Source organism: Melioribacter sulfuriphilus, from assembly GCF_051488685.1.
In the GTDB taxonomy this organism is placed as follows: Bacteria; Bacteroidota; Ignavibacteria; order Ignavibacteriales; family Melioribacteraceae; genus Melioribacter.
Genome location: NZ_JBPSEH010000001.1, coordinates 49,987 through 71,195, shown reverse-complemented (window position 1 = coordinate 71,195; position 21,209 = coordinate 49,987). Strand labels below are relative to the sequence as shown.

General features: G+C 37.9%; 25 protein-coding genes. 16 read left to right on the top strand and 9 right to left on the bottom strand.

Annotated elements, in window-relative coordinates; all coding sequences use genetic code 11:
- From ACSSV9_RS00365 to rlmN, 6 genes are read right to left on the bottom strand one after another with little or no spacing between them, the layout of a single operon-like run.
- Entirely contained in the window at positions 1-324 is a 324-nt protein-coding gene (locus ACSSV9_RS00365) for a DMT family transporter (RefSeq protein ID WP_437345249.1), read from the bottom strand.
- 43 nt (positions 325-367) lie between these two features.
- Entirely contained in the window at positions 368-1,258 is an 891-nt protein-coding gene (locus tag ACSSV9_RS00360; protein ID WP_437345248.1) for a DUF4249 family protein, read from the bottom strand.
- Positions 1,259-1,262: 4 nt separating this feature from the next.
- Positions 1,263-3,593: a TonB-dependent receptor gene (locus ACSSV9_RS00355; protein WP_437345247.1), complete on the bottom strand. Its 2,331-nt coding sequence runs from the start codon at positions 3,591-3,593 to the stop codon at positions 1,263-1,265.
- Positions 3,594-3,643: 50 nt separating this feature from the next.
- Complete coding sequence (locus ACSSV9_RS00350; RefSeq protein ID WP_437345246.1) at positions 3,644-4,087, bottom strand: hypothetical protein; 444 nt, start codon at positions 4,085-4,087, stop codon at positions 3,644-3,646.
- Positions 4,087-4,596 carry a hypothetical protein gene (locus ACSSV9_RS00345; protein ID WP_437345245.1) on the bottom strand — a complete coding sequence of 170 codons (510 nt, stop codon included), beginning with the start codon at positions 4,594-4,596 and terminating at the stop codon, positions 4,087-4,089. Before ACSSV9_RS00345 ends, ACSSV9_RS00350 begins: the two co-directional genes overlap by 1 nt.
- Positions 4,597-4,613: 17 nt before the next feature.
- On the bottom strand, positions 4,614-5,756 hold the full coding sequence (gene rlmN, locus ACSSV9_RS00340; protein WP_437345244.1) for a dual-specificity RNA methyltransferase RlmN: 1,143 nt from the start codon (positions 5,754-5,756) through the stop codon (positions 4,614-4,616).
- A 38-nt stretch (positions 5,757-5,794) separates the two neighbouring features.
- On the opposite strand from rlmN, the gene ACSSV9_RS00335 reads away from it, so the two are divergent.
- The 9 genes from ACSSV9_RS00335 to ACSSV9_RS00295 all read left to right on the top strand — a co-directional run bounded on the left by ACSSV9_RS00335 (position 5,795) and on the right by ACSSV9_RS00295 (position 12,746).
- On the top strand, positions 5,795-6,943 hold the full coding sequence (locus ACSSV9_RS00335; RefSeq protein WP_437345243.1) for an acyl-CoA dehydrogenase: 1,149 nt from the start codon (positions 5,795-5,797) through the stop codon (positions 6,941-6,943).
- A gap of 83 nt (positions 6,944-7,026) precedes the next feature.
- Positions 7,027-7,449 (top strand): membrane protein insertion efficiency factor YidD, encoded by a 423-nt coding sequence (gene yidD, locus ACSSV9_RS00330; RefSeq protein WP_437345242.1) that lies wholly within the window; start codon positions 7,027-7,029, stop codon positions 7,447-7,449.
- Positions 7,436-8,299 carry a tetratricopeptide repeat protein gene (locus tag ACSSV9_RS00325; RefSeq protein ID WP_437345241.1) on the top strand — a complete coding sequence of 288 codons (864 nt, stop codon included), beginning with the start codon at positions 7,436-7,438 and terminating at the stop codon, positions 8,297-8,299. Before yidD ends, ACSSV9_RS00325 begins: the two co-directional genes overlap by 14 nt.
- Positions 8,296-9,135: a hypothetical protein gene (locus tag ACSSV9_RS00320; protein WP_437345240.1), complete on the top strand. Its 840-nt coding sequence runs from the start codon at positions 8,296-8,298 to the stop codon at positions 9,133-9,135. Before ACSSV9_RS00325 ends, ACSSV9_RS00320 begins: the two co-directional genes overlap by 4 nt.
- 146 nt (positions 9,136-9,281) lie before the next feature.
- Positions 9,282-9,560, top strand: a complete 279-nt coding sequence (locus ACSSV9_RS00315) for an ACT domain-containing protein (RefSeq protein WP_437345783.1) — start codon at positions 9,282-9,284, stop codon at positions 9,558-9,560.
- Between the two features lie 29 nt (positions 9,561-9,589).
- On the top strand, positions 9,590-10,951 hold the full coding sequence (locus tag ACSSV9_RS00310) for a PFL family protein (RefSeq protein ID WP_437345239.1): 1,362 nt from the start codon (positions 9,590-9,592) through the stop codon (positions 10,949-10,951).
- A 17-nt stretch (positions 10,952-10,968) separates the two neighbouring features.
- Complete coding sequence (locus ACSSV9_RS00305) at positions 10,969-11,574, top strand: LemA family protein (RefSeq protein ID WP_437345238.1); 606 nt, start codon at positions 10,969-10,971, stop codon at positions 11,572-11,574.
- Positions 11,575-11,586: 12 nt separating this feature from the next.
- Complete coding sequence (locus ACSSV9_RS00300) at positions 11,587-12,291, top strand: TPM domain-containing protein (protein WP_437345237.1); 705 nt, start codon at positions 11,587-11,589, stop codon at positions 12,289-12,291.
- Between the two features lie 122 nt (positions 12,292-12,413).
- Positions 12,414-12,746, top strand: a complete 333-nt coding sequence (locus tag ACSSV9_RS00295; protein ID WP_437345236.1) for a 4Fe-4S dicluster domain-containing protein — start codon at positions 12,414-12,416, stop codon at positions 12,744-12,746.
- Positions 12,747-12,784: 38 nt separating this feature from the next.
- On the opposite strand, the gene ACSSV9_RS00290 is transcribed toward ACSSV9_RS00295, so the two are convergent.
- Complete coding sequence (locus tag ACSSV9_RS00290; RefSeq protein WP_437345235.1) at positions 12,785-13,678, bottom strand: endonuclease/exonuclease/phosphatase family protein; 894 nt, start codon at positions 13,676-13,678, stop codon at positions 12,785-12,787.
- A gap of 53 nt (positions 13,679-13,731) precedes the next feature.
- Between ACSSV9_RS00290 and ACSSV9_RS00285 the strand changes: the two genes are divergently transcribed.
- The 4 genes from ACSSV9_RS00285 to trxB are packed head-to-tail and all read left to right on the top strand — an operon-like array spanning position 13,732 to position 16,867.
- Entirely contained in the window at positions 13,732-14,583 is an 852-nt protein-coding gene (locus tag ACSSV9_RS00285) for an MBL fold metallo-hydrolase (RefSeq protein ID WP_437345234.1), read from the top strand.
- Positions 14,580-14,915, top strand: a complete 336-nt coding sequence (gene nirD / locus ACSSV9_RS00280) for a nitrite reductase small subunit NirD (protein ID WP_437345233.1) — start codon at positions 14,580-14,582, stop codon at positions 14,913-14,915. The genes ACSSV9_RS00285 and nirD overlap by 4 nt, the downstream gene beginning before the upstream one ends.
- A gap of 28 nt (positions 14,916-14,943) precedes the next feature.
- Positions 14,944-15,876 carry a tRNA epoxyqueuosine(34) reductase QueG gene (gene queG, locus ACSSV9_RS00275; RefSeq protein ID WP_437345232.1) on the top strand — a complete coding sequence of 311 codons (933 nt, stop codon included), beginning with the start codon at positions 14,944-14,946 and terminating at the stop codon, positions 15,874-15,876.
- A gap of 40 nt (positions 15,877-15,916) precedes the next feature.
- On the top strand, positions 15,917-16,867 hold the full coding sequence (trxB, locus tag ACSSV9_RS00270) for a thioredoxin-disulfide reductase (RefSeq protein ID WP_437345231.1): 951 nt from the start codon (positions 15,917-15,919) through the stop codon (positions 16,865-16,867).
- A gap of 28 nt (positions 16,868-16,895) precedes the next feature.
- On the opposite strand, the gene bamJ is transcribed toward trxB, so the two are convergent.
- Positions 16,896-17,579: a BamJ family beta-barrel-assembly machinery protein gene (bamJ, locus tag ACSSV9_RS00265; RefSeq protein WP_437345230.1), complete on the bottom strand. Its 684-nt coding sequence runs from the start codon at positions 17,577-17,579 to the stop codon at positions 16,896-16,898.
- A 124-nt stretch (positions 17,580-17,703) separates the two neighbouring features.
- Here bamJ and ACSSV9_RS00260 point away from each other — a divergent pair, with 124 nt between their 5' ends.
- Both ACSSV9_RS00260 and ACSSV9_RS00255 read left to right on the top strand, forming a co-directional pair.
- Complete coding sequence (locus tag ACSSV9_RS00260) at positions 17,704-18,681, top strand: DUF1028 domain-containing protein (protein ID WP_437345229.1); 978 nt, start codon at positions 17,704-17,706, stop codon at positions 18,679-18,681.
- Between the two features lie 15 nt (positions 18,682-18,696).
- On the top strand, positions 18,697-19,215 hold the full coding sequence (locus ACSSV9_RS00255) for a lipocalin family protein (RefSeq protein ID WP_437345228.1): 519 nt from the start codon (positions 18,697-18,699) through the stop codon (positions 19,213-19,215).
- A gap of 170 nt (positions 19,216-19,385) precedes the next feature.
- On the opposite strand, the gene ACSSV9_RS00250 is transcribed toward ACSSV9_RS00255, so the two are convergent.
- Entirely contained in the window at positions 19,386-20,045 is a 660-nt protein-coding gene (locus tag ACSSV9_RS00250) for a class II aldolase/adducin family protein (protein ID WP_437345227.1), read from the bottom strand.
- 176 nt (positions 20,046-20,221) lie between these two features.
- On the opposite strand from ACSSV9_RS00250, the gene ACSSV9_RS00245 reads away from it, so the two are divergent.
- Positions 20,222-21,205, top strand: coding sequence for an AAA family ATPase (locus tag ACSSV9_RS00245; protein WP_437345226.1), 984 nt, complete (start codon positions 20,222-20,224; stop codon positions 21,203-21,205).
- Positions 21,206-21,209 lie beyond the last annotated feature (4 nt).

Sequence of the window (21,209 nt, the reverse complement as noted above, 5' to 3'; positions counted from 1 at the left end):
TCAAAATTGTTTGTCAGTTAATTTCAGGCCTATTATTCCAAGAATAATCATCATAATAAAAAATATTCTTAAAAATTCTTTCGATTCGTTAAAGAAGAACATGCCGTAAATTACTGTACCAACTGCTCCAGCGCCTGTCCATACAGCATAAGCAGTTCCTATCGGCAATTCTTTTGAACCGAGTGCAAGAAAATAAAAACTAAGTAGCATTGTAATTATGGTAAAAATGCTCGCTTTAAGATTAGTAAGTCCGTTGCTGTATTTTAAGCCAACAACCCAGCTTATTTCGAACAAAGCGGCAATTAATATGTAAATCCAACCCATACAAAAAAATTTTTTTTACAAAGATAATAAATACGAGAAGATATTACTTGAGAACTTTGAAGTAGAGAGTATCAGCAAGATACGAACCGAAAATACCAATGGCATCGCCTTCGAAGTTCATCAACGGTTCATGGAAATTACCATCTGGTTCCTGAACGTTGTTATGAGTTAAAAGGAAGCGACGGAAATTTTCGTCCCCAGCATAAATTATTAAACGGTATCTGCCGTAGAACCAGGTATCGAGCCACTCGATCTCATATTCAATTTTTTCTGCCGATGAATTTACGTACTGAAGCCATTTAAGCTGATTCCTCAAATTATCAAAATTCTCGTCGAGGTCCGACGAATCGACAGCGATATATGGATTATCGTAAATAAACGTAGAATATGAAGCATCGAGTGCAACTATTGAAAAAGCATAAAAGTCCGTTCCAGGCGATGGTTTAAAGACAACTTTGAAATTTTTGACATTGTTATCAGTTTCCTTCTGACGGTATTTCATCGAATCGAGTACCGACTCTCCACGTATGACTTCGAAACCTTCTGCAGGCGTAGTCGTTACGCTTGAGGCTCTGAGACGATAACCATCAATATCAGCTTCAACTGTTAGGCGGTATGACTTATTATATTTGATAACAAAATTGTCCGAACCCTCAAATGAAAACATTGAATCGTTGTAGGAAAGGAGTTCTGTAGTCCCTGTTTCAATCTCTGTAATCTTAACGTTGGCATTTTTTAGAATAAGATCAAAAGGATTTGGTTGAGTGTTAATCGGGAAATTTCTGGTTATACGAATTCCTTTTATGGAACTCCCTGGTATAAGATACCCTTCAACTACAATTTTCGGTTTGTACTGTTCGGTACCAATTTCAACGGTACCTTCACCGCATGCTACCAGTAACAAACTAAGTATTGCTAATAAATATTTTTTCATTTTATCAGAATTTTATTGTAATGCCAATACTTGGAAGAATTGGAAACATTGTTACATCTTTAACTTTCAATCGTGCAGTATTATTTTCAATTTCATTTTCGTATTGAATAAACCATACATTTTTTCTATTGAGTAGATTAAATACCTGAATGTAAGGAGAAAGTGACCATCCATCGTATAATATTTTATAATTGATACTAAGATCGAGTCGTGCATAATATGGTAACCTGAATTCATTTATTCCTGAAGGATAAAGTTGTAAACTGTTCTTGGTTAAGTCCCAGTCGGGAACAGAATTTGCAATATAAACTGAAGCGGGGAGTGTAATTGGTTGTCCTGAAAAGTACGTGAAGTTTAATCCCAGATTCCATTGCTTTTTGCTATTAGTAAATTTCCTTCCGTATAATTCGTTGAATAGATTGTTTAGATCAGCATTGAGTACAAAATTTATTGCATGAGTTCTGTCGTGTCTGGGATTGAAATAATTGTTATTGTTAACGTTATTAATTAGATATTCTGTTTGTGCGTAAGAATAGGCCAGCCAGCCAGTTAATGCTCCAGCGTCTTTTCTGAGCAGAATTTCAATGCCTTTCGAATGCCCATCACCGCGGTTGAACAAACCTTTGGTTGAAGCAAAGATGGGTAAATTGTCTTCCGAATAACCCTGCGGTTCCACTTCCGCTGTATAATTGGGATTGAAGGAGTAAATGTTGTTGTATGTTTTATAATAGCCCTCAATTTCCAATTCGACATTTTTAGTGAGCATGCGCTGGTAACTGAGGATGTAATGGTTTGAACTGGAACCGTTTATGTAATCGTCGGCACTGACCCAGATGCTTACGAAAAATAATCTCGGAATTCTGTTTGCATATTGATGAAAAATTCCGGTGGAAAATTTAAGGTTGCTCTCCTCAGTTAGTCTATATTTGATTGTCAAACGCGGATCGAGATTACTAAAATTTTTGTCGGAATCGAAATAATCGTAGCGCAGACCCGTTTCGATATTCCAGAGAGGATTTGGATTCCATTGTGCACTGAAATAAAGTGAGTAGAGAGTTCTGTGTTTCGATACATCGATGCGCGCAGACGTGAAACTCTGTTTTAAAGCTCCGTTAATATTCTTTTGTTCGAAACCCAATTTAAAATTAAACTCTTTGCTATAGAAATAATCAATCGCTCCTTTAAAAGTAAAATCCTCAATTCTGTTTTCCTCTCTGAATTCAACTAGATCAATATTAAAATCAGAGAAAAATCTACTGGCGGTTATCCAGAAATTTCCGAAAAGTTTTGGGGATAATATTGTTTTCCAGTTAATACTCCCCGTTTGATTTCCCCAAACATATTTGAAGCCGAATGATTGAGGACGGTCTTCATCCAACTTGAAATCGAGGTCGTCTATGCCGCCATAAAAACTTATGCTTAGTTTATTTTTATTATTAATATCAAAAAAGGCTTTTAAGTTACCATCCAGAAAATAATAGTCTGGTATGTCATCAATTACTTTTGCAAGTGTTTGATCGAGGTAGGTACGGCGCAATGAGCCGGATAGCGAACCAATTTTACCAATCGGTGCTTGTAAAGTAGTATTTAATGTAAGAAGACTTAATGTAGTTTTCCCTTCGAAATTTTTTCTGTTACCGTCGTTGTTGGTAACGTTTATTACTGCCGATAGGCGACCACCATATTCGGCGCCGAATCCTCCTTTATATACTTCTACTTTTTTAATTGCATCAGTATTGAAAGTAGAAAACAATCCGAATGCATGTTCGGGATTGTAAACATCCGTGCCGTCGATTAAAAATAAATTCTGATCAGGTGTACCACCCCGCACATATATTGCTGAGGAAAAATCGGATACAGGCACAATGCCTGGCATGCTTTGTAGTGTGCGTAACAGGTCGGCTTCTACTACTTGTGGCACTCTGCTCAATTGAACGGGGGTAAGGTCAATTTTCGATACCGGTTTGTTGAAAAGTCTTTCTGGCACTCCGACCGAATCGGCTGAAACCACAACTTCCTGACTTTCAACAGCTTTCGGAGTTAATTTAATATCGAGCCTTTTTTCTTCCCCTTTTTTAATTGTGAATTTAGTAGAAAAAGTTTCGTAGCCGATATAACTTGCCGTAAGCTCGTATGTCCCTTCGGGAATATTTGGGATAGCATAGTAACCACTGGTGTTCGAAGCCGTTCCCAGATTGATCCCTTTAAGATAAATATTTGCTCCGATTAGAGCCTCGCCATTGGAGACGTCGTATATAAAACCATTAATAGTTCCTTTCTGCTGAGAGTAAACAAGAGACGAAAAAAGGAAACAAATTATTATCAGTTTTTTCATTCGAATAATTGGAAAATTTATGAATATATGACGAAACAACTTCAAAAAAGTTAGCGACGTTTTACTTCTCTCAGATAAAGAATTTTGCCCGAGTCTTTTTCTATGCATTTAACAAAATATTCGTCGCCGGTTAAATTCTGAAATTCTGCCAAAATAATGTAATTGCAGATACATCTGCATAAGTTAGCTGCGGTGTCTTTGACTGCTATGTTGATAGTGTCTCCCACTACTTTTCCATCTACAGCAAATCGGTTGGAATCGGGACAGCAGTTTCCTCTTACGCAAAACTCAACTACTAAATTTTCGTTAAAGCTGTAATTAAAACAACTGTCCTTTGCAGCGGTTGACTTATCCAGACTATTCTGGTACAAGAGAGTTTGACAGCCATCTAATTGCTCGAACCTGAAATTATGTGCTTCTGGTTCGGTATTCGACACTTCACAACCGTATGATGCTATAATTATCGAAATTAGAATTAACGATCGATTTATCATTAGTAGCCTCGCGCCCTTAATTTCAATGCCGTTTTATATCCGATATCGTGAATTTCAGTATTGTCGCTGAAAAGTCCCCATCGGCTTATCAGTTCTATCCTTTCATAGAGCACCAGAGATTTTGAACGCGTATCGTATACTTTTATTATAAAAGGCTTATAAGAAACGTTTCGATCGTGAAAAGATGAACTGCGTGGCTTAATATCCTCGTCAATCCTTCCGTAGACAATTAAATCGCAGTCGATGATTTTTTTTATCGAATCTGCAATCTCAGAATCGATGTCGGAAAATGAAATGCCGAGACTATCAAGTTTTTTCCACACTGTATCGTTTGCCAGTACTAAATAATTTTCTCTCATAAAGCCCGTCTTGAGAGAGTGATACAATTCTGTCGATACATTGAACTGTCGTTCATAAAAAGGTAATATGAGGACAGTTTTTGCTTTTTCTACTGTTGATTGCGAATAAACCTGAATAAACGAAAGCAGGATAATAATTGCTGCTTTCATGATTGACTCACTTTTAATTAGTTATATTTAACTGCCAATTGCCCACAGGCAGCTGCAATATCGTCGCCTTGAGTATCTCTAATGAAAACGCTTATGTTGTGTTGTCGCAATTTATCTGCAAATTTTATTATTTCTTCGTACGGAGTCGGTTCCAGTTCTGCCGAAATTCCGCCTGGATTCATATGCTTAATGCTATTAAATGGTATTATGTTAATTTTAGATGGAATCTGACTGCACAATTTAACTAATTCTTTTATATCTTCGTTTCGATCGTTAATACCTCGAAGCATTGTGTATTCGAAAGTAATTCGTGTTTTTGTTTTGGCCGCATAATATTTCAATACTTCAATATTTTTTTCGAGGGGATATTTTTTATTGATTGGCATAATTTTATTGCGGATTTCGTTAAATGCAGAATGGAGTGAAAATGCCAGTTTTACACGAAGGTTGCTATCAGCAAGTTCCCTTATTTTTTCCGGTATTCCTGCGGTCGATACTGTGATTCGATTGCGACTCAATCCTTTAGATAATTCGTGTGTGAATATTTCGATAGCTTTCAACGTATTTTGGTAATTGGTTAATGGCTCACCCATCCCCATAAAAACTATATTTGTTATTTTTTCTTTGCCGTTATTAGAAGCAATTATGAGGTACTGATCAATTATTTCTCCAGCTGTCAAATTTCTTTTAAAGCCCATTAATCCCGTTGCACAGAATTTACAATCGAGGGGACAGCCTACCTGTGTCGACAAACAGAGTGTGTTTCTTTCTCCGTCGGGAATCAATACCGATTCGATTTTGTGTCCGTCATTTGTTGAGAACAAATATTTAATCGTTCCTGTTATGGTTGAATGTTGTTTATCCAGTAATGTAAGAGTAGTAAATTCTGTTTCTTCGGCCAGTCGCATGCGCAAACTTTTGGGAAAATTTGATAGTTCCATCGCATCAAATACAATATGATTATAGAGCCAGTTAAAAAGCTGATCGCCGCGATATTTTGCCTCGCCGATCGATTCGAAATAATTGCGCAGTTCACTCAGCGTCTGACCTTTTAATATTTTTTTGGGATTGTCTTTCATAATTCCAAATATAAATACTCCATAAATTAATTGCCTGTCAATAATTTGGTTGATATTCGGAATTCCATTCCTTAGTTTCATAAGAAATAAAATAATTTTAACGAATGCCAGGAGTCTTTATGGATTTTAACCTTACAGAGGACCATCTTTTAATTCAACAGACAGCCAGAGAATTTGCGGAAAACGAAGTAGCTTCATCTGTGGTGGAACGCGATATTAACGCCGTTTTTCCGTACGACCTGGTAAAAAAATTGGGGGAGCTGGGATTCATGGGCATGATGGTGTCGACCGATTATGGTGGGGCAGGACTGGACACAATTAGTTATGTACTGGCTATGATTGAGATTTCGAAAATAGATGCAAGTCTAGGAGTAATTATGTCGGTTAACAATTCACTGGTATGCTACGGTCTGGAAGAATGGGGGACGGATTATCAAAAAGAGAAATATCTTAAACCCCTGGCGCGGGGCGAAAAACTTGGGGCTTTTGCATTGTCGGAACCCGAAGCCGGTAGCGACGCTACTCACCAGCATACATCTGCTTTTAAGAAAGGTGGTAAATGGATTATAAACGGTACTAAAAACTGGATTACTAACGGTATTAACGCGGACTATTATTTGGTCTTTGCTCAAACCGATAGGGAAAAACGTCATAAAGGTATTACTTGTTTCATTGTAGAAAAAGGGATGCCGGGATTTACACAGGGTAAAAAAGAGGACAAACTGGGCATCAGAAGTAGCGACACTTGCTCACTATTATTCGATAATTGCGAAGTGCCCGAAGAAAATATTTTATGGGAAGTCGGCAAAGGTTTTAATGTGGCAATGAACACCTTAAACGGCGGTAGAATTGGCATCGCTGCACAAGCCTGCGGCATTGCCGAAGCTGCTTTTTCGGCAGCAGTTAAATATTCAAAGACTCGGAAAGCTTTCGGCTCCGAAATTGCAAATCTACAGGCTATCCAGTTCAAACTTGCCGATATGGCGGTTAACCTCGAAGCTGCCAAACTTCTAACCCTTAAAGCAGCTTTTATGAAAGACAGGCAGATGGATTACATCGAAGCAGCAGCAATGGCAAAATTGTATTCTTCAAAAGTTGCGGTCGAGAATTCACTCGAAGCCATTCAAATACATGGCGGCTATGGTTATGTTAGAGAGTATCATGTGGAAAGATATCTGCGCGACGCTAAAATTACAGAAATATACGAAGGCACTTCTGAAATTCAGAGAATTGTTATTGCACGAGAAATCTTGAAACATTTCAATTAATTTTTTAGAGGGCGGAATTCTCATCTCCGCCCTCCATCTTGTAGTTAAAATTAATTATTTTAGTGAACCTTAACTTTAAGTGAATGATGATACGAGTATTACTGTATATATTGATTTTCGGCACAACATTGAACGCACAAGCCGAATGGATTAAATGGAGCGCGGTTGAAATTAATTATGTCGACTATGGCATTGATGAGGTTCAACAGAATGATTACGACTTCCTTGTTTTCCTTGCTAACGGCTATCGTTTTTTAATTTCCGATATTGACGGCGACAATTGCCCCTTCGAACCTTCATGTTCGGCATTCTTTGTGAAATCAATCAAAGCGGAAGGATTATTTAAGGGATTTCTCATGTTTTCTGACAGGTTTCAACGAGATATCAATTTTTTCAAAGGACTTAATCATTATCCCGTTTCGAAGAAGGGTAAATTTTACGACCCTCCCGAAATCTATTCGCTTTCACCGAAAAAATATCAGGCGATTCTGAATGACGATAAATAGGCTTCTTGTAATTTTTCTTCTCTCTTTTCTTCAATTAAGGCTTGTAGCTCAAACAGCCGACATCGATTTTTACTCCCCAGAATTACGGCTGAAATTTGCCAATTACCTTTATAGTACAAATGATTATTTAAGAGCTCTGGATGAATACAAAACCTATCTTAAATCTTCGTATAACGACACTGCTCTCTTTAAGTACGCTGACTGCTTTTTTAACATGCAGCGTTATGAAGAAGCCGCAGCAACTTTCAAATCACTTTTCTTTAACTCGAGTTTGGAAGATAAGGCAAAATTAAAATTTTACCTGTCGAATTTTTTGACGGGTAAATTCGATAATTTCAGAAAACTGGCACAACATGAAGTTTATCAACCGGAAGTATATCGTGATAAAATGAAATTACTTTCTGCAATATCTTATCTGTATGAAGGCAAAAAAGTAGAGGATACGACCGCATTCTTTGAGATCTTCCCGGATTCAAACAGATCCGAAGTAAAAAGTCTCTACTATCTTAAACTTAATCCACCACTTAAGAGCGAATTACAAGCCGGACTTCTTTCAGCTTTTATTCCAGGAGCTGGAAAAATTTATACAGGCAATTTAAGCGACGGCGTCACTTCGTTTATAGTTACAGGACTAACAGCTTATCTTTCCGTATCGGCTTTTCAGCATAATCATAAATTTAGAGGTTATCTTTTTGCCGGAATAGCAACAGCATTTTATGCAGGAAATATTTATGGCTCGGTTGCTTCGGCAAATATTTATAATGCAAAAATCCGTATAGAAATTGCCAAAAAAATTAAATTTTATTTTCATTCAAGAAATTATTATTTACCGGACTTAACACTACAATGAAAAAGTTTCTCTTAATATTACTATTTGTTGTAAGTCCCATAAATGCTCAGAATTCTCTGGAGTTTTTGAAGGCAAAAGCAGACAGTCTTTATAAAACTCATAATTATTTTGATGCTATAACAGAATACAAAAGGCTCATTTTTTTTGCAGAGACGACTAATCGTCAGCAGGAATACTCTTACTATTGTAATCTGATGATAGGAAAATCTTATAAAGGAGGTGCGCACTTTGACGATGCGGTTAAATATTTTTTTAAAGCAGCGCTCGATGCTAATGATGCCAATAGCGAATTCAGGGCAAAAATCGAAATGGTCAAGGTGAATATTTTGAGAGGGACACTTCCACGAGCCAGCGAAATCATTCATGAAATGGAGAATGATGCGAGATTCCAGAATAAAAAAGATTCGCTTTTATACTGGAAGGCATGGATACACATTTTTGATGAAGATTGGGAATCGGCTTATCAGATTCTGAAGGAAAATCAATTGTCGTATGAGATGCAGCGAATTTGCAGGAATGTTATCGAAGAAAAATATTCGGTTACTTTTGCAAAAACAATTTCTTATATTGTGCCGGGAAGTGGTCTCATTTATACTGGCAATTATCTACAAGGACTATTATCTCTCGGATATAACATTTTGTTCGGTTATTTTACGGGGGAGGCTTTTGCGGCTGAACGTATTTTCGACGGAATGGCAAATGGCGCTCTTTTATGGTTACGTTTTTACAGAGGAAGTATCCAAGCTGCAGAAAAAAGTGCACACAAAAGAAACAAAGAAATTTTTAACCGTGCGCTCGTTTATTTCCAGTTAAATTATGACGGAGCAAAACCATGAAAATAACGGAAGACGTTATTAGAAAAATTACACTCGAAACAATCGAAGAACTTGGTCTGGGAGCTTCAAAAGATGAGATTAAAAATGCAGTCCGCTCCAAAATCGAAAAGATGAACATTGACAATATAAATCTGGAAGACAAGAGTATGGATTCGGGCAAGGTGATTCTCACCTCGTTCGGATTGAATAAACCCGGCATAGTTGCTGCAGTCACAAAGGCGCTTGCCGAAAATAGTTGTGATATCCTCGACTTGAGTCAAAGAATCATGGGAGACTTTTTTACAATGATAATGATTATCGATATTACTGCTTCTCCAAAAGATTTGAACGCAATTCAAAATGAAATGCAAAAAGTGGCTGACGACCTTAAAATTAAAATTTATTTGCAGCATGAGGATGTTTTCAGATTTATGCACAGAATTTAATCGACAATCACAAATAAAGATTATCTGATATGCAATACGAATTCGAAGAAATTCTTGAAACTATACGGATGACAGAAATTGAACACTTTGACATCCGTACGGTTACAATGGGAATAAGTTTGAGGGACTGTTCCGACAGAAACATTAAAGTTACTTGTCAGAAAATATACGATAAAATAATTCGTTACGGGAAAAATCACGTTAAATATGCAAAAGAAATCGAGTCGCATTACGGAATTTCGATTGCCAATAAGAGAATCTCTGTTACCCCGATTTCCATACCGTTTGATTCCTGCAAAGAAGAGGAATTCATCGAAATTGCGCGTACACTTGACAGAGCTGCGGAAGATATTGGTATTGACTATATCGCTGGATATTCAGCTCTTGTTCAAAAAGGAATGACAAATGGCGAAGCTGAACTAATTAATTCGATACCCCAAGCGCTTGCTTCGACGAAGCGTGTTTGCTCGAGTGTGAATGTCGCTTCTACAAAAACAGGGATTAATATCGACGCTGTTAAAATGATGGCTGATGTCATTAAAAAAACAGCCGAATTAACAAAAGAAAACGATTCGATCGGATGCGCCAAGCTGGTCGTATTTGCCAATGCAGTTGAGGACAATCCATTTGTTGCCGGTGCATTTCATGGAGTTAGCGAACCGGAAGTGGTGCTCAATGTCGGAATTAGTGGCCCCGGCGTTGTACTCGATGCAATCCGTGAAGCAGGGCATGTTGACCTGCAGCAACTTGCAGAAGTAATTAAAAAAACAATTTTTAAGATTACACGTGCAGGTGAATTAATCGGTAGAAAAGTAGCCCAAAAAAACGGTATTCCCTTCGGGATCGTCGACATATCACTGGCTCCCACACCGGCTGAAGGAGACAGTATCGGAGATATTCTTAAAGCCATGGGCCTGGAGGATGTTGGAGCTCCGGGAACTACGGCTGCTCTGGCTATGTTGAATGATGCAGTAAAAAAAGCCGGCTTGATGGCAAGTTCTTCAGTTGGAGGCCTAAGCGGCGCTTTCATTCCAGTTAGTGAAGATATGGGTATGATTCGTGCCGTTCAAAGTGGAAATCTGACATTAGAAAAACTTGAAGCTATGACTGCTGTCTGTTCTGTGGGACTCGATATGATTGCTATACCAGGAGATACCCCAGTCGAAACAATAGCTGGTATTATTGCCGACGAATCTGCTATCGGAGTTATTAACGATAAAACTACTGCTGTCAGAATTATTCCTGCTTTCGGCAAAGGCGTTGGCGATTTTGTTAATTACGGCGGCTTGCTTGGTAAAGCTCCAATTATGGAAGTTAAAAGACTTTCCAGCGCCGCTTTTATAAATAGAGGAGGCAGAATTCCTGCCCCTATGAGAAGTCTTACTAATTAATTTTTTCAGGAGGTATGATGAAAAAAGGTTTAATTATTACACTGGGCATAGTTGCAGCACTTGTCATTCTCATTCTTGTTATAGTGGGATGGGGTGTGGGCATCTACAATAATCTGATTGGTTTGAACGAAAAGGTCAATCAGGCATGGAGCCAGGTTGAAAATCAATATCAAAGACGATACGATCTGATCCCAAATTTAGTTGAAACTGTAAAAGGCGTGGCAAATTTCGAAAAAGAAACTTATACTGCTGTTACTGAAGCAAGGGCTAAAGTCGGTCAAATACGACTATCGCCTGACCAATTGAGTGACCCTGAAGCATTTAGAAAATTTCAGCAGGCTCAGGATGGTTTGAGCAATGCATTATCGAGATTGCTGGTTGTTTCTGAAAATTATCCTCAACTGAAAGCAAACGAAAATTTTCTGCAGTTACAGGCTCAGCTCGAAGGAACGGAAAATAGAATTGCCGTCGAAAGAATGAAATATAATCAGGTAGTACAGGAATACAATACTCAAATCAAACGTTTCCCTGCTTCTATTATTGCAAATATGTCGGGTTTTAAAGAAAAAGAGTATTTCCGAGCCGCAACCGGAGCGGAAGAAGCTCCCAGAGTTCAATTTTAAGATGTACAATTGATGAAAAAAATTGTCTTATTAATATTTTTAATTACAATTCAGTTGGCGGCTCAGCCGGAAATACCTCTTCTGAAAAATTATGCCAACGATTTTACTTCAACACTTGCACAACAGCAATTGAGTGAGCTTAATTATTTACTCAAAAGTTTCGACGACTCAACTTCTACACAAATTGTTTTTCTTATGATTCGTTCTTTACAAGGTTACCCACTCGAATATTATACCTATGAAGTTGCAGAAAAAAATAAAATAGGAAGGGCAGGTAAAAATAACGGAGTTTTATTTTTTGTTGCAAAAGATGACCGGAAAATGCGTATCGAAGTGGGATACGGCCTGGAGGGAGTTTTGCCCGATGCGCTCGCAAGTTCAATTTTACGAAATGAAGTAAGGCCTTATTTTAAGGAAGGCGATTACTATTCAGGCATAAAGTCGGGCATAGCAGCTATTATGATGGCTGTCAAAGGTGAATATACTAATGAAAAACGGGAAGAAAAGGACGATATAAAATTACCGATCGGTTACATAATAATGATAATACTTTTCATACTTTTAACCAGAGGTGGAAGGAGAGGGGGATTACTGCCGTGGCTGGTTATCGGTTCGATGGGAGGTAGAGGTAGCGGTTGGAGCGGCGGGTCCTTTGGAGGAGGATTTAGCGGTGGAGGAGGTTCTTTTGGAGGCGGAGGTGCAAGCGGAAGCTGGTGATATTTCAAGAGCGAAAGTCCTTTTTCCCTTGAAGTTATATTATCCTTTTATTATTATTTCATTGGTTTTAGAAAGATTTTAAGCTAAATTTTCTTTTATCAAATAAACCAGGAGATTTGAAAATGGCTATAATGATTACTGATGAATGCATCAATTGCGGCGCTTGCGAACCGGAATGCCCTAACAATGCAATTTATGAAGGCGGTGCTGAATGGTCACTGGGAGGTAAAACCTATGGCCCTGACGATCCGGCTCCATCCGGTGCTACTGGATTTTTCTCGCACGATTACTTTTACATTGTCCCCGACAAGTGTACTGAATGTGTTGGTTTTCACGACGAGCCTCAATGTGCTGCTGTTTGTCCAGTCGATTGCTGCGTTCCCGACCCCAAGCATGTAGAAGACAAAGAAACTCTCCTAAAAAAGAAAGAATATCTCGATTCGTTAGGGAGATAATTTTAAATTCCCGAAGCTTCAGAAGCTTCGGGATTCTTTTATTTAAGGTGGACATCTATTACTACTTCAGCTACAACAGGAAAATGGTCTGAAGGATAGTACTTATTATTACCTGTCAGTTTGTATGTTTTAATTATCTCTGCATCCACTATTTTAAAATGATTCGAAACGAAAATAAAATCTATTTTATCTCCTCTATCGTCGCCTATAAAACGATGATATGTCCCCTCGTGGCTTGATTTTGCATGGACAAAACGGTAGGTGTCCTTAAAGCCGCTGTTTAATATTAACTTTATAGTTTCTTCGTCTTCGGAACTGTTGAAATCTCCAGTTATTATAGTGGGAATATTCTCATTGATTTTACTGAGTAACAACTGGGCGCTCTTAATTCTCGATTCTTTCGATTTGTGGTCAAGATGGAGATTGTAAATTTCAATTACATTTCCTGTGAATTTGTCAAAAAGCCGGGCCCAGCTACTTATTCTTGTAATTTCGTTACCCCACGATTTCGAACCTGGAATTTCAGGTGTATCAGAGAACCAGAATGTTCCGCATGTATCAACTATAAACCGCTCCCTCAAATAGAATAAGGGTGAATATTCTCCACCTGTTTTGCCGTCATCTCTCCCAACCCCCACGTAAGCATAATACGGAAATTGATCGAGTGTTTCATCGAGCTGAAATTTGAGTACCTCCTGCATCCCTAACAAATCTGGATAATAATTTCTTATTACATCGAAGGCAACTTCTTTACGATTGCTCCAGCTGTTAATTCCGTCTTCGGCGCTGCCATATCGAATATTAAACGTCATTACTTTTATGGCAACGGCATCTTTTTCTTCTTTTTTTATTAGATTTGCAGGAGAACAACCAAGCAGTGCAAGCAAAATGAGCAGCGTAGCTGAACTCAACAGTCTGTGTTTGATGTTCATGATGTACCTTCATCTTAATTGATGTTTTTTTCCAAAAAACATAAGAAAAATTAATGAAAATAGATAGATATCAACTGATTCCACTTGAGACATGCAGTTTCAAACTCGACGGCGGCGCTATGTTTGGCGTTGTACCGAAAATATTGTGGGAAAAGACAAATCCCCCCGACGAAAATAACAGGATTGTTTTGCATGCGCGCTGTCTTCTCTTAAATTCTCCAGAAAGAAAAATTTTAATTGATACAGGTGTCGGCGCAAACTGGAGCGAAAAATTTTCAAGCATTTATTGTATCGATAATTCACTCTTTTCAATGGAAAAGTCGTTGTTGCAAAACGGCATACGTCATGAAGAAATAACGGATGTTATTATAACGCATTTACATTTTGACCATACGGGAGGAGCAACAAAATTAGTTGACGGCGAGTGGCAACCCTCATTTCCCAATGCCACTTATTATATTCAGAAAAAGCAATATGAATGGGCAATGAACCCTTCTTTGAGAGATAAAGCGAGTTACTTTAATGAGCGGTATCAACCTCTTGTAGATAAAAATAGGGTTGTTTTTACAGAAGGTGATCAAAAACTTACTGAAGGAATTGAACTAATCGAAGTTAACGGACACACATTTGCGCAGCAACTTGTTCGAATTTGCGATTCGGATACGACACTCCTTTACTGTGCCGACCTGTTCCCGTTTACCTCACATATTCCTTTGCCATACATTATGGGATACGACCTCCAACCGCTGGTAACTTTGAAAGAGAAAACTGAAATACTTAACAGAGCGGTTGAGGAAAACTGGATTTTGTTTTTTGAGCACGACCCATTTAGTGCTGCCGCAACGCTCGAGCGCAATGAAAAGGGAACAATCGTTATCAAAGAAAAATTCGATAAACTGCCATGAAGGTACCCGACGGTTTTGTAAAAGTCTGCAAAATCAATGAATTAAAAGAAGAAGAAGGGAAACAATTCTTTGTTGATGATGTGGAAATTGCATTATTCAAAATCGATAATAATGTATATGCTATAAGTAATATTTGTCCGCATCAAAAGACTCATCTTATGTATGACGGTATTATTGAAAACGAATATGTAATTTGTCCTTTGCATGGCTGGAAATTTAATTTGAAAGATGGCCGTTTGCCTAATGGGAGTCGTGGTATACCTGTATATGAAGTAAAATTAATCGGAGACGATGTATTCGTGAAAATTACCGATCGATTCCCGGATTGGTGAAAAACAATACAGAATTTTCGGTCAAATTATGAAACTTACAAATGAAATCGTAATTGAAAAAGCAAGAGAAATTGGATTCGATTTAATCGGTTTTGCTCCATATCAAATTTTACGAGATGAAGCAGACAGGCTCGCTCAATGGCTCGATCGAAAATACCACGCTGGCATGCAATACATGGAAAGAAATATCGAAAAAAGAGAGGACGTTAAAAAAATATTGCCCGAAGCAAAATCAATTATCAGTTTGGGGCTGAATTATTATACAGACGAAAAGCATTCTAATTTGCCGGGACACGGAAAAATTTCAAGATATGCCTGGGGTAAAGATTATCACCTGATTATATGGGATAAACTCGAACTACTCGAAGAAGAACTAAAGAATCTGGACGAGGGCTTTATATCGAAATCTTATGTAGATACAGGTCCTGTAATGGATAAAGTATGGGCTCTTAAAGCCGGCCTCGGCTGGATGGGAAAGCATTCTAATATCATAAACCGATATTTAGGCAGCTGGTTTTTTATTGCCACATTAATAAATAATCGGGAATTCGAATATACTGGACCAGTAAATGAACTATGTGGAACGTGTCGAGCTTGTATCGATGCATGTCCTACAAATGCCATTGTTCAGGATTACGTTGTTGATGCTAACAAATGCATTTCATACTTAACAATCGAGAATAAAGGGGAGATACCGCGGGAGTTCAAAGGTAAGTTTAACAGCTGGCTTTTCGGTTGCGATATCTGTCAGGATGTATGTCCATGGAATAAAAAATTTTCTTCGTCTACTAACGAGGAAGCTTTCAAGCCGTTGATCGGGAAAGAATTATTAATTGAAGATATTCAAAATATCACTGAGGAAGAGTTCAAAGAAAAGTTTTCTATTAGCCCAATCAAAAGGTCGAAAGTAAATGGTCTAAAACGAAACGCAAAATTTCTGCTTGATTCTGAAACGGATTGAATATATTTACATCTAACGAAATTAAAATACGGGAGATATTATGAATAATAATCATCACAAAGTAATTATCATTGGATCGGGACCGGCGGGTTTAACAGCTGCATTATATACTGGAAGAGCAAATTTGAATCCTTATGTTTTTGAAGGGATGCAACCCGGTGGACAGTTGACAATAACGACCGAAGTAGAAAATTATCCTGGATTCGAAAACGGGATTCAAGGACCTGAATTAATGGACATAATGAGAAAACAGGCTTGTAAATTTGGTGCCAAATGTATATTCAAAAATGTAACAGAAGTCGACTTTTCAAAACGTCCCTTTGTAATTAAAGCTGAGAACGAAATTCACACAGCAGATTCTGTAATTATTGCCACAGGAGCATCAGCAAAATTACTTGGACTCGAGAGCGAAAAGAAATATATGGGATACGGAGTGTCGGCATGTGCAACGTGCGATGGATTTTTCTTTAAAGATTTGAAAGTGCTCGTAGTTGGTGGTGGCGATACTGCAATGGAAGAAGCTACTTATTTAACAAAATTTGCTTCTGAAGTTACAATTATACACCGAAGAGATGAATTCAGAGCTTCTAAAATTATGCTCGAACGCGCACAAAAAAATCCAAAAATAAAATTCATAACAAATTCCGTTATCAAAGAAATACTGGGTAAAGAAGAAAACGGAAGAAAATCTGTTACCGGTGCAATTCTCCAAAATACTAAAGACGGTTCGACAACAGAAATTCAAGCCGATGGAATTTTTATAGCAATCGGACATCAACCCAATACATCGCTTTTCAAAGGCCAGCTCGAAATGGATGAAACGGGATATATAATTACTAAACCTGGTAGCACTCATACTAGCGTAGAAGGTGTGTTCGCTGCAGGTGATGTTGCAGATAAAAAATACAGACAGGCTATTACAGCAGCAGGTACAGGATGTATGGCGGCTTTAGATGCACAACATTGGCTGGAAGAAAAAAATTTAGCTTAAAAAGGAAGGGAGGCATTGCCTCCCTCTTTTATTTTACTTCCAGCAGTTCAACTTCAAAAATCAAGAGTGAATTCGGTTCGATAACCTCGCCGGCTCCAGTTTCTCCATAACCCAATTCCGGTGGAATGTAAAGCACCCACTTATCGCCGACGTGCATCAATTGTAATGCTTCCGTCCAGCCTTTTATAACTCTATTGAGTTCGAATTCAGCGGGTTCGCCTCTGTCGTAAGAACTGTCGAAAACTTTACCATCGATTGTTGTCCCCTTGTAATGCACTTTTACTATACTATTTTCTTTTGGCGAAGGACCATCGCCCTTTACTAGTACTTTGTATTGTAATCCGCTTGGAAGAGTAACTACGCCTTCTTTGTTTTTATTCTCAGTTAGAAATTCATCAGCTGCCTTTTTGTTCTTTACTTTTTGTTCGTCGATCCTGGCATTGCGCATTGCAATCAGTTTTTGATTTAGTCTGATCATCATTGTCTGAATCTGACTTTCGGTCAAAAGTGACTTTCCTTCCGATTGATCTTTCAAGCCGTGATACAAAACTTCATAATTAATATTTAATTGAGGGTCACTGATATTCTTCCCGATACTTTGTCCTACGCTATAACTGATCGAATCTTCCGCTGTCTTCAGAATGGATTCCTGCTGAGCTAAACTTACTGTTGCAGAAATGAGAAGTAATACGAATATTTTGCTTAATTTCATTTGTACTCCCGTAAATTAATAAATTGTGATTGTTGAAAATATATCCTGTCTCTGTGAATAGCAAATAAATTGACTAATCTTATTCCATGCATTATTTTTATTACATCAATCGGGAGATTAAGTTATGAAGAAGATAATATACTTGTTATTAATTCCATTCGTCGTTATGACGGCACAAACATTTTACGGCGATATTCCTTTAGCCCACACTTATTCCATTGTTGCTTACGATTCAACTACGGGCGAAATTGGCGTTGCCGTTCAATCGCATTGGTTTTCTGTTGGCACTGTAGTTTGCTGGGGAGAAGCAGGAGTTGGAGTTGTGGCTACTCAATCGTTTGTCAATGTATCTTTCGGACCGAAAGGATTGGAACTTCTGAAAAAAGGATATAGTCCGAAAGAAGCTGTAGATCAACTTCTCAAAGAAGATGAAGGAAGGGAATACAGACAGTTAGCCATCCTCGATGCCAGAGGAAATGTGGCAGCTTTTACGGGCAAGAATTGCATTCAGCCTGCCGGACACATCGAAGGGAAAAATTACTCAGTTCAAGCCAATTTAATGTCGAACGACAAAATTTGGAGTGCAATGTCAAATGCATTTGAAAATTCAAAAGGTCCACTTGCCGAGAGAATGGTGGCTGCATTAGAAGCAGCAGAAAATGCTGGCGGCGATATCAGAGGCAAACAATCTGCCGCTTTATTGGTCTTTTCTGGTAAACCAACGGGTAAAATATGGATCGATAAATTGATCGACTTAAGAGTAGACGACCACCCCGAACCGATAAAAGAAATTAAAAGGTTACTTAAAGTACACCGCGCATACGAGCATATGAATAACGGCGATCTGGCTGTTGAAAAAAATGACATGGAAACTGCTATGAAAGAATATTCAGCTGCTATGAAAATGTTTCCCGAAAACCTTGAAATGAAATACTGGACGGCTGTTACTCTGGCCAATAACGGAAAAGTGGAAGACGCTCTCAAGCTTTTCAAAGAAGTCTTTGACAAAGATAAAAATTGGAAAGATCTTACGCCGAGACTTATTCCCAATGGATTATTGAAAGTTACAGAAGAAAATCTGAAATTAATTTTGGATTTATAAAATTAACGGAGGAGTGTGAAAAATCTTTCTCTTATGTTTCTTTTAGCTGGTTTATTATTTGCACAGAACAAGCAACTTAAAACAGTTGACCACGTCGATATTAATAAGTATGCTGGTCTCTGGTACGAAATTGCAAAAATACAAAATAAATTTCAGGATGATTGTATTAAAGGAACAACTGCACTTTACACAATAACTGAAGATGGCAAAATAAAAGTGGTAAACTCCTGTATCGATAAAGAGGGTGAATTAGATAAAGTTGAAGGTGTGGCAAGAATTGTCGATAAAAAAACGAATTCTAAACTTGAAGTAAGTTTTTTCAGCATTTTGGGTTGGCGACCTGTGTGGGGCGATTATTGGATTATCGGACTGGATAAGGATTACAAATGGGCAATAGTGGGAACACCTTCTCGAAAATATGGATGGATTTTAAGTCGTACCCCTGAATTAGAAAATAAAGTCATGGAACAAATTTTTTCAATTTTGAAACAAAACGGTTACAATCCCAATGACTTCATATTCAGCAATAAATAGATAACAAAAAAATTGGCTGGTTGTCAGAATTAAAGGAATAAAATTATGAATATATCAACCGCCTTTTAGCTTAGAGTTGTTTGTTAATCATCCATTTTCTTTGACTAATAAAATATAAGCTCGTCATTTTATTCGAGTTGGTGTTTCTGATAGTTATTCAAATCGATTTGCTACTCGAACTTGAACTCCTTTGGTGTACCAATTGATTTTAACAAATAAGCTATACGAGCAGTGTTCTCGACAAGTTCTGCATTGTTTAGCAGTTCGTCGAGATCTTTGCCAACGACGAATACACCGTGATTTTCCATGAATACTACTTTTATAACTTCGTCTTTATATAAATTGGTAATTTCATCGATAAGCTCGTTTGATCCTACTGGATAGTATTTAACGATACCGCTCTTTGCGAGTAGCTTAACGGATTGCTGAGTTACTGGAGGCACTTTCATACCAGCGGTTGCCCATGCAGTTGAATAAGGAGCGTGCATATGAAGAATTGCACCCACATCTTTTCTAATTTTGTAGATGTTACCGTGAATAGGAGCTTCGTGCGAAGGAGTCCTTCCTTCAATCACATCATTGTCAAATGTCATAGTCGTAATTTTGTCGTAGTCGAGGTACCCGAGCGAATATCCAGTTGATTTAACAATAAACTTATTTGTGCCGGGAATCTTTACACTGATATCCCCTCCAGAGCCCCAGAAAAGCTGACGGTCGTAACATCTTCTGGCAGTTTCAATCAGTTTATCCTTATATTCCTTGTATTCAATGTTCGGTTGTGTAGCACATCCGAAAATTAATATTAGAAAAAGGGTAACTATTTTTTTCATCAGAAACCTCTTTTTATTGACACTAAATTTAATAAATTTATAAAATTCTCTTACCTGAATTGAATTGCACTACTCTGTTCGAATATTTTTATATTTACACCTCGTAAAATTTATAGAAACTTTTACATACAAGTTTTGTTAAACCGTACGATTTTAAAAAATATTGAGGTGGCAAATTGGACATTTCGGCATTAAACGAAAAAATCAGACGTGAAAGCGAGTTCATTGACATTCTGTTTAATGAGATCGGCAAAGTTATTGTCGGTCAAAAATATATGCTCGAACGGCTGGTTATTGGATTATTGAGCAACGGGCATGTGCTCTTAGAAGGAGTTCCAGGCCTGGCAAAAACTCTTGCCATAAAAACTCTTGCATCGTCAATGAAAGCAAAGTTTCAAAGAATTCAGTTCACACCGGATTTATTACCTGCAGATTTAGTCGGTACGTTAATTTATAATCAAAAGGATGGCAACTTTGCAATTAAAAAAGGACCTGTATTTGCGAATTTTATACTTGCAGACGAAATTAATAGAGCGCCTGCTAAAGTTCAAAGTGCATTGCTTGAAGCCATGCAGGAACGACAGGTGACAATCGGTGATACGACGTTCAAACTTGACGAGCCATTTCTCGTTCTGGCCACTCAGAACCCGATTGAACAGGAAGGAACATATCCTTTGCCCGAAGCACAGGTCGACCGTTTCATGCTGAAAGTTAAAATTACATATCCTTCCAGAGAGGAAGAACTAAAGATAATGAAACTAAATTCGTCTAATAATTTACCCGAAGTTAAACAGGTCATAAATCCTGACGACATTCTGCGTGCGAGAAATCTTGTACACGAAGTTTATATGGATGAGAAAGTTGAAAAATATATACTCGATATTGTGTTTGCTACAAGAAATCCAAAAGATTACGGTCTGGACGAACTCACCGACCTTATTAGTTACGGCGCTTCTCCAAGAGCTTCTATTAATCTCGCGCTGGGCGCAAGAGCCATGGCCTTTATTAGAAGAAGAGGATATGTAATTCCCGAAGACGTCCGTTCTATTTGCTACGACGTTCTGAGGCACAGAATTGCAGTAACTTACGAAGCTGAAGCCGAAGAAATTACTTCCGAAAAAATTATTCAGACAATACTTAATAGAGTGGAAGTGCCTTAATATT